General features: G+C 65.3%; 6 protein-coding genes and 1 pseudogene. 2 read left to right on the forward strand and 5 right to left on the reverse strand.

What is annotated here, in order from left to right; translation table 11 throughout:
* Positions 1-355 precede the first annotated feature (355 nt).
* On the forward strand, positions 356-619 hold the full coding sequence (locus ACNAW0_RS18890; RefSeq protein WP_416289226.1) for a hypothetical protein: 264 nt from the start codon (positions 356-358) through the stop codon (positions 617-619).
* Positions 620-727: 108 nt separating this feature from the next.
* On the opposite strand, the gene ACNAW0_RS18895 is transcribed toward ACNAW0_RS18890, so the two are convergent.
* From ACNAW0_RS18895 to ACNAW0_RS18910, 4 genes are all read right to left on the reverse strand, one after another.
* Positions 728-1483 (reverse strand): hypothetical protein, encoded by a 756-nt coding sequence (locus ACNAW0_RS18895; RefSeq protein WP_416289227.1) that lies wholly within the window; start codon positions 1481-1483, stop codon positions 728-730.
* The gene (locus ACNAW0_RS18900) at positions 1480-2184 is read right to left on the reverse strand and encodes a sigma-70 family RNA polymerase sigma factor (protein ID WP_416289228.1); all 705 of its coding nucleotides are present in this window, start codon (positions 2182-2184) and stop codon (positions 1480-1482) included. The genes ACNAW0_RS18895 and ACNAW0_RS18900 overlap by 4 nt, the downstream gene beginning before the upstream one ends.
* Before the next feature lie 6 nt (positions 2185-2190).
* A complete protein-coding gene (locus ACNAW0_RS18905; RefSeq protein ID WP_416289229.1) occupies positions 2191-2400 on the reverse strand; it encodes a hypothetical protein in 210 nt (69 codons plus the stop codon).
* Positions 2401-2616: 216 nt separating this feature from the next.
* A complete protein-coding gene (locus ACNAW0_RS18910) occupies positions 2617-4125 on the reverse strand; it encodes a hypothetical protein (protein ID WP_416289230.1) in 1509 nt (502 codons plus the stop codon).
* An 874-nt stretch (positions 4126-4999) separates the two neighbouring features.
* Here ACNAW0_RS18910 and ACNAW0_RS18915 point away from each other — a divergent pair.
* Positions 5000-6007, forward strand: a complete 1008-nt coding sequence (locus ACNAW0_RS18915) for a hypothetical protein (RefSeq protein WP_416289231.1) — start codon at positions 5000-5002, stop codon at positions 6005-6007.
* A gap of 772 nt (positions 6008-6779) precedes the next feature.
* Here ACNAW0_RS18915 and ACNAW0_RS18920 read toward each other — a convergent pair.
* Positions 6780-6976, reverse strand: a pseudogene (locus tag ACNAW0_RS18920) (hypothetical protein).
* Between the last annotated feature and the right edge of the window lie 1090 nt (positions 6977-8066).

Below are 8066 nucleotides of genomic sequence, written 5' to 3' on the forward strand. Positions count from 1 at the left end.
GCAGCAGCGCCGACAGCAACCGGCCGGGACGAAGGCAGCCGCCGGCGGCCGATTACACAGCCCCCCAAGGTCGCAGACGTGGACGGACCCTGCCGGACGGAGCGCCCAGAACTTACAAGCGAGGGACCTCCTTGCCCGACTATGTCGGACTTACGACAGGCTCGACCTGGTCCCTGGTGAGTTGACCTCTCACTAGGTTGGCCTGATGGACAAAGCCCCGCTTGACCAGCCAGACGTTCGACTACTACTCGATCTTCTTGCAATGGCTCCGGCGGCTCGCCACGGCGGCCGGAGCGAGTTCTGGGCAGACTATGCACGGGCTCACCCGAGAGCGTGGTCGGACGAGTTCTACATCATGGAGAAGCTCGACATCTGGCCGCGCATGCTTCGGGAGCGGAACGGCTGGTCTGACGTGCTACGGCTCGCGGCCTACTGCCTCGTGTTCTTTGACGTAGCGGAGCACGAGAAGCTTTGCGTGATGATGGACCAGGTCGCCGGGGCCGAGCTGGCACCGTCCGAGCCTGGCGCAATGGGCCGGCGATGGCTTCGGTCGGTCGGCGAGGTCGCGTGGCGGTTGTACGTAACAGCGGAGGCCCAGCAGCGGCGGGGTGGTGGGTAAGTGACGCGAAGAGCTGGCATAAGCCAAGCTCCGCCGGTCAGAGGGGTGCCGGCGGAGCTTGACTTCGTTGAATCTCCCATCGTGGCCTCATGGGAGGGTGGCGGGATCCTAAGCCGAGGCGGTGGCCCGTTCGTTCTTGTGCATTCGGCATGCAAGGCCGTTGCGCGATCGCCTATTCGTTTCGCTATTGCCCGTTGCTGCGGCAGAGCCCTGCTGGTATGCCAGCGAAGTTGCTTGCACGGCTCGGTGGTAAACCAGGGCGGTGGATATGCCAAGTGCTAGCAATATTGCCGAGCTCGCCAATAGGATGATGCTTGCCGGACCGCGCAATGCCTCTTGGGCGCGAGGCAGGAGTGCAGCAGCACTTACAAGTGTGCCGGCCGATGCTCCCGTAGACGCGCCAAGGAAAATAAGTCGTTTGAGCCTTCGCGGCTTTGTGGGAGCCTTCTTCTGCTTAGCATCGTCACTTCCGTGAGGGGTGGAAGGAAGTATCTCTAACGTCAGGTAGGGTGATTCTTTGCAGGAATTGCTGGAATCCATCGAGCTGCTTAGGCTGACGGTCTCCATAGGTCGCCCACTGTCACCCGCCCAGGCGATTCCAAGGGCGGCACTTGACAGATTTCCGCAAGTAGAGTCCTTAGCGTCGGCGAGCGTGTCGGCAACTGCTTTCGACTTGGCCTCAAGCAGCAGCGCTTCGAGATCCTCATCCGGAATTAGGACATGCACCGCCTCGGTAACCACCGAGGCGATGTAGTCATCTATCATTTCGTCTTCGATCGCGGCGCAATCCATCGCGGCGTCGTCGCCGTCTACGGGCATACGCTGGTTGGGGACTCCTGCATCCTTCTCGTCGTTACCAATCATGGTTGCCGTCCTGTACGTGACGGACTGTCCGTCGCGTCGGTAGGGTTCGAGAACAACTTTTCTCGGAGGGTCTTCCGTGCATGCCTGAGATTCGAACGGACAGTATCCGCGTTCATGCCGTTCTCGGCAGCAACCTCGGTGGCAGTCATGCCTGAGAGCGCCGCCGCGATGAGCTGCCGCTGAATGGGAGGTAGCTTCTCCACTGCGGCGGTGATGCTTTCCATCTCGATGACCGTCCCTATCGGATCAGTCTCTGTACTGACGAGGCGAGAACCCGATCGCAACGCGTCCTGGAGCTTTTGCTCATTAACATTACTCGCGATGAAACTGAGGGTTGCCACCTTCCTGGCGTACGCGCGCGGATACTGGGTGGTGGCCCATCTCTTGGCCACCTCAATCATTGCGGTCTGTGTTGCATCTCTCGCCTCCTCGAAGGTTGCGCCGTGCATCATCGTCTGGGCGACGATCGGCCGGAACTGCGATTTGAAGAACTCGTCGAAGCTGCTGAAGGACAGGTCCTGCCCGTCTGGTCCTTGACCTGTTTCGGGATTGTCAGGGCTCTCGCTCACGCCACCCTCGACTTGATCATCGGTTCGATCGCCTTGCTCATCGATCCCAAAGCTCTCTACTAGATGTAGTGCGTGCCAGCTGCAGCAGCGTGCAATGGGCCGTCCAAGTTTTTTGGACGGCGCGTTGTCCACGACTGGTTACCTGCGCCGCCACAAGCTGTAGCCCGTGACGGCGAAGGCGCTCAGGGCGGCGGCGGCGATCGTGGCCGCAGCCGAGCCGGTTGAGAGGTAGGTGGCGCCGACGGCGACCGTTGATCCGTTGATCAGCACCAACAGGTCGGCCGTCGTGATACGGGCGCCCGCATCGTTGTCGCCTCGATCATTTGTTGCGGGTAGCCTTTCGGGCATCGCGTTCGTCCTTGAGAGGTTCGGATGGCGACACTGCGGCCCGCGCCCTGGCCGGCGCGGGCCGCACCCCTGTGCCCGGCCACCATTTGTGGTGGCTCAACTAGGTAGAGGGTGAAATCAGCCCGTTCGTGCAGAGAAACCGGAAAATACTTTTAGTTCTGTTGCACTCACGGATCGTGGCGGGCGGTGCCGCCGCACCCCTCTCCCGGCAACTGGTCAAGCAGCCTGATCAGGCCCCTCGTCGCGCTGGGGTCCCCGAACCTCATGCAGCCGCTCGCGCAGCGAGGGCGACGCCTTCGTCTTGGAGGCCGACGCCTTACGCCGCGCGTCGATCACGACCGGCATGACAGTGATGCCGTGGTGTTCCGAGCTGAGCTGAGCGGCCCGCCTGATCTTGGCCTGGTGGTCCGGGGAGAGCTCCGAATCCTCGTAGGCGATCGCGACGAAGTAGGCGACCGCCACCTCCTCGGCGATCGCGTACCTCCCGGTCTGCTCGAGGATCCCGTCCCAGAAGCCCGAGTTGCGCATCAGCTTGATCTCGACCAAGGCCTGAGCGGACCAGGCCCGAGAGAACTTGAAGTCAACCGGTCCGCGTCCGGCGTTCGACTCGCCGGTGAGGACGATGCCGTTCGAACGGCAGTAGTGGATGACACAACTGCGGAAGAGCGCCTGGGCAACCCGTTCGCGCTGCGGGAACTTGTTCGACCAGAGACACTGCCAGCCGTCCTGGTCCTCGATGCTGTGCCGGAAGGAGTCCAGGACCGCCTGCACGAACCGCTGGAACTGGTCAGGCTGCTCCGGGACGTAGGACAGCGGCGACTTCTCGGCCAGCCGCCCGCCAGCCTCCCACCACTCGCTGACCATCTTCGGATCCGCGCCGAGGGGATACGGGGCGTGTTCCTGCTGCTCGAGGTCCTGTAGGTACTTCGCCGCGATCTCCGGCTTCTGCCGCGCCATCTTGGCCTTCTGCCGCCGATCGACGTGTCGCGCGATGTAGTGGTTGAAGTCGCCGCGCAACTCCTCGGCGTAGTTGCGCCAGGCGTACGACCAGAAGCCGTCGGCGCTCGCCACGGGGATATCCCTCAAGAACCGCCGGGGAGCCAGCAGCACCGGATGAGGGCGCTTGGTGAACGGGTTCGCAGGGAGATCGACCTCAAGGTCGTTCCACCTCGCGAACTGCTCGCTCCAACCCGCGTTGCGGACACGGAACCGCCGAGTCTCGATCCCGTGCCGGCGGGCGACATCCTGCGTGTACTTGATGAAGTACGACTTCAGGATGTTGCAGGTGGCGTCACTCATGCGGTCGAGGCCCATCCCGCCCTGGAACAAGGCGAGCATCTCCATGTGCGGAACGTTGTCGATCCCCAGCCCGACCGCGGTTCGGATGCCCTCAAGCATGCCGTCCTGCATTCCCGCGCCGGTACCGGCGCCCATGGTGGAACTCTCCGAGAGGCCGAGGCAGAACTCAGACGGCTCGGGGAAGAGCAGGAGGCGCATGGCCTGCTTCCAAGCCAGGGACTTCTCGTCCCCCTTGGAGGCCCGCATCAAGTCGAACACGACCGAGAAGAAGTCGAGGATGTGGTCGTGGGCCGAGGCCCACCGGGCGTCCTGGTCCTGGAAGACCAGGAAGCTGTCGATGCAGAGGTTCGTGTCCGTCGTCAGGAGCGGGTCGAACCAGTCGTCCTGATCGGTGACCTCAACGTTGAAGTACTCGCTGAAGCGCATGAGGGGCGGCTCCCATCTCGCGGCACGCCGAGGTGACCGTCACCTCGGATGCGCACACGGACGAACCGTCCATGAGAAATCCCACTCTGCCCTACACGGGGAGGCGGATTCCCTATAAAGTCCCTGCTGAGACGCCAATCTCCAGCGGAACCCCGGACGGTTCGTCGGCCCCGACGGTCACGACCCCGGGGTTTTCGCGTTTGCGGTGCTGCTGTCTGACGGTAGCAGACGGTAAGGCCGAAACCAGACACGGAGCGTTGTACTTCGTGTCGTTTGAGACTCCGATCACATGACTGCACGGAGTGTGCCCTGAGCAGGGAAACCTTGCCCGTCATTGACTAGCGGGGTTCTGTCGGACCCCTCAGCTATACTCCGCGCCCCCTCGGGGGTCGATTACACTCGGTAGTCGACGTATTGGGACAATTCGATACCACGAGGCGGGTTAGAGCGACTAGAAGTTCCAATCCCCATCCGGTTGGTAGTTCAGCCAGGACCTTGGTGGGGGCCGGAGTCGAACGTCGGTCGACGACGCATGGCACCTGCTCGTCGACACAGGCCGGCAACATCTGCGGAGCTCTGGGGCGGCGGGGGGGGCGGCGGAGTGGCTGTCGACAGCAACGCTGACAGCAACCGCGCCGGACGGCGGCACGCTGACGCGGGCTGGCATGGACGAGGCTCCGAGCGTGCGGCCGTTCCCGGACGTGTGCGGACGCGGTGCACAGAGCTTGTAAGCGAGGCGTCAGGGTCCCCATCGCGCGGCCAGCGAGCAGCCAAACTGGCGGCACCGACGGACGATCGCGCCGGGCCCATCGCCACGCGTTCGTCACGATCTCTGTGACCCCACCATCATCGGCAAGAAGGAGAGGATGAGCGGGTGACCGACACCCCCGAAGTCGAAGAACCCGACATTGAGCCCGCCGGCGACGGCCGTTTCGCCGACCTGATCGACGCCCGGCTGCAGGACCCCGCGTTCACAGCCATGCTGCGCAATGTCTTCACCGACGTCGCGGCGATGTCCAACGCCTTCGCCCGCGTCGGCTCGGCTTCCAATGCCTTAGCGAACGCCGCGGTGGCCTCCAACGCCTTCGCCCGCGTCGGCTCGGCGGCCAAGGCGCTCGCCGATGCCAACCGGTCGGCGATGCTCACGCAACTCCCGAACTACCAGCGGATCCTCGCCAACCTCACCCCGAAAATCGCCTTCCCCGACTTCGCGGAGCTGTTCCGCCAACATCAGCCAACCAACTGGCACGACGCGACCGGCGACGGCGTCAAGACCCTGGACCTGATCGAGCTGGCCCGCGCTGGCTGGCCCAGCGCGTGGGTTCCTGGACCGAAGGTGCTGCGGGCCCTCGTGCTCGCCACGCCAGCGGAGCGCGGGCGGGTGCTGTGCGACCACGAGGACCAGGTCCTCGACGACTGCGACACCGTACTGGCGGAGGTGGTCGGCGGCCCAAACGAGGTACAGGCGGGCCTACTGCGTCAGGCAGTCGCCGCGGCCCGGCAGAGCTACCACGCCCCGGCTCAGGCCTTAGCCGCCTCCGTCATCGACACCGTGATACGCGAGTCCGTCTCTCCATGGCGGGGGTACAACGAGTGGCTGCGGCGGCACCCGGACGATGATGACTTCACCATCGGACAGATGCGGTACGTGACCACGATGGCGCCGGTGCGGCCCGCACTTGAGCGTTTCTACCCTGAGAAGGGTGACCCGGTGCCCGAGGCGTTCAACCGGCACGCGAGCACGCACGCGGTGGGGGATGTGCAGTACACGCGGACAAACGCGTTGGTTGGCGTGCTGCTGGCCGTGTCGATCGTGCGGGAGCTCCACGCCGAGTATGCCGAGAAGACCGAGGACGGGCCGCCGGAGGTGGAGGGCGCGTAGAAGGGGTGGCATCTACCGGCCGTTGGTTGCGCCTGCGGAAGGCTCAGCTGGCCGAACCGCGTTCGTTGAGGAAGTCGCAGTCGATGGGCACCATGATCACATGGCACAAATCCGGCACAACCGAGCGCGAGTGACGACGGAAGATGCCGGAAACCGACGGAAGGCGTTTCGGCAGGTCGGAAGCCGTGTCAGGGACCGCGCGGGAGGTCGGGAGGCTGGGGCTCTTACTTCCAGCGGAAATGCACGAACTGGCCCTGGGTCAGCCGAGCGCCGGCTGCGGAGGCACTTGACCGCGTCAGGGTCCTCGCGAGCCAGCGCGCGCTGCCGTCAGTCTCGTCCCACAGCACAGTGAGGGCCGAGGCCTGGAAATGCCAGGGCTGCGATTGCTTTGACCCGGGCGGGCGTGATCGGAAAGCATGGCCTCGAGTCGGCGACGTGTACTAATAATTGTCACTATGGTGCGCTCGTCGATGTAGCCATAATCGTCATTCTGATCGTGCCGAACCCCGGTACCGCCTCGCATGCTGCTCTCGCGGCGACGTGCCCAGGGGCGGCGCGGGGTCCTGTTCGCGCCACTGGCCCGCGGTGTCGGCGCGCAGGAGACGATCAACCATGTGCAAGGCTTCGGGCGAGCCACACGTCACGGCGGGCCAGTCGCCCCCAGGTGCCGTTCCACCACCTCCGGACCACCTCTTCCACGCGACGATCGTACGCATGTTCGAATGCCGGGCGGGGCGGGGTGCCGAACAAACCTGCGCCGGAGCCAGGCGGGTCACTCGCAGCGGTCCTCGGCGCCTCGGCCGTACGGCTCGCAGCAGTCGGAGCGATGCCGGTAGACCCGCAAGTCGCGGCCGTGCCGGTGCCCAACTCGGGTGTGATCTCGTACAGGCAGGCCTGCCATACGACGGTCTCCCCACCGCCGGGCACCACCTGCCCGTCACCGGGCCCGCCGCGCAACAGCACTTCCACCCTCCGACCGTACGCGCGCGACAAGCGCAGGACGCGGCGTACGAGACTCTGCCGCCCCGACCGGACGGCGCCGCGGGCGGTGACGGCCCCCGCAGCTGAACCCGCTGCGGGGACCGGTCGTCGGTGGCCTGCGGCCGGAGCTGCTCCACCTGCACATGGCCAGCTACCGGCCGAGCGATGACCCGGCGACCGGTTCAGCGACGCCGCCGACCCCGCCGCTCGCTTGCGCGGGCCATTCGATGTCGCGGATCTCCGCCCGAGGCAACCCACGTCTCTCCCACGATGACGTACGGGCGGAAGATGAGCGGCACTTACGGCCGGCGTGGTGGGGACTGGAGGTGACTCCAGCCCACGGGCGGGCGAGCGCCGGGGCGGAACCCGTGCTGCAGCGGCTGCTGGCGGACACTTGAAAATCCCCGCGCGCGGACACGACCCTGCACCAAATGTCTCGATCACAGCAAGTGACGAAAGTCGAGCCCAAGACCCGCCGACGATCCCTCCGACCAAACGCCTGCCAGGCTTCGGAACAACCTGAGATCCCTGCGGAACACAGGACTTCGGTGGCAAGCCGACCCGCACCGCAGCCGCGTCAAACGCGGCGAGGAGCGGAAGCGGCGCGGCAGGACGGGCCGCGCCCACAGCGAGGCCGACAGCGGGCCGGAGGAGAGGCGCCCCGCCGGCTGTCGCTCTCCGCCGACCCGCTACGGCGAGCAACGAGGTGTCCGCCTGCGGGGGCCGAACGTGTCCGTCAGCGCGGAGGGCAATGTCCGCCAAAAAGGAAAAATCCGTGTCCACTAGCAGCGGCCGGTCGCGCCGATGCTCGCGGCGCCGGTCGACGTGGTGCCGGAGGGCCCGGGCCTGGTGCACGAGCCGAAGTGGGATGGTTCTCCAGAGACTCTGATGTGTTTCAGGGGCGAGGCGCCGCGCGCCGGCAACCTGACCATGCCGACCCGCGCGGCTTGATCGAGACCACGGTAGGTTGCTACCGAGCGGTCTGTGGCATTGCTGCGCTGTCCACTCTGCTTGAGGACAGTGCGCCTGCCACTGGCATGTCCGCTGGTTAGTGTCGGAACAGTCGCAGTCCGGTATG

Origin of the sequence: Micromonospora sp. SL1-18 (assembly GCF_047921505.1) — a bacterium.
Lineage (GTDB): Bacteria > Actinomycetota > Actinomycetes > Mycobacteriales > Micromonosporaceae > Micromonospora.

What these genes read in the sequence shown, in the direction of transcription:
- ACNAW0_RS18910 (WP_416289230.1), bottom strand. Translation starts at nt 4,125, where the DNA reads ATGCGCTTCAGCGAGTACTTCAACGTTGAGGTCACCGATCAGGACGAC.
- ACNAW0_RS18895 (WP_416289227.1), bottom strand. Translation starts at nt 1,483, where the DNA reads ATGATTGGTAACGACGAGAAGGATGCAGGAGTCCCCAACCAGCGTATG.
- ACNAW0_RS18905 (WP_416289229.1), bottom strand. Translation starts at nt 2,400, where the DNA reads ATGCCCGAAAGGCTACCCGCAACAAATGATCGAGGCGACAACGATGCG.
- ACNAW0_RS18890 (WP_416289226.1), top strand. Translation starts at nt 356, where the DNA reads ATGGAGAAGCTCGACATCTGGCCGCGCATGCTTCGGGAGCGGAACGGC.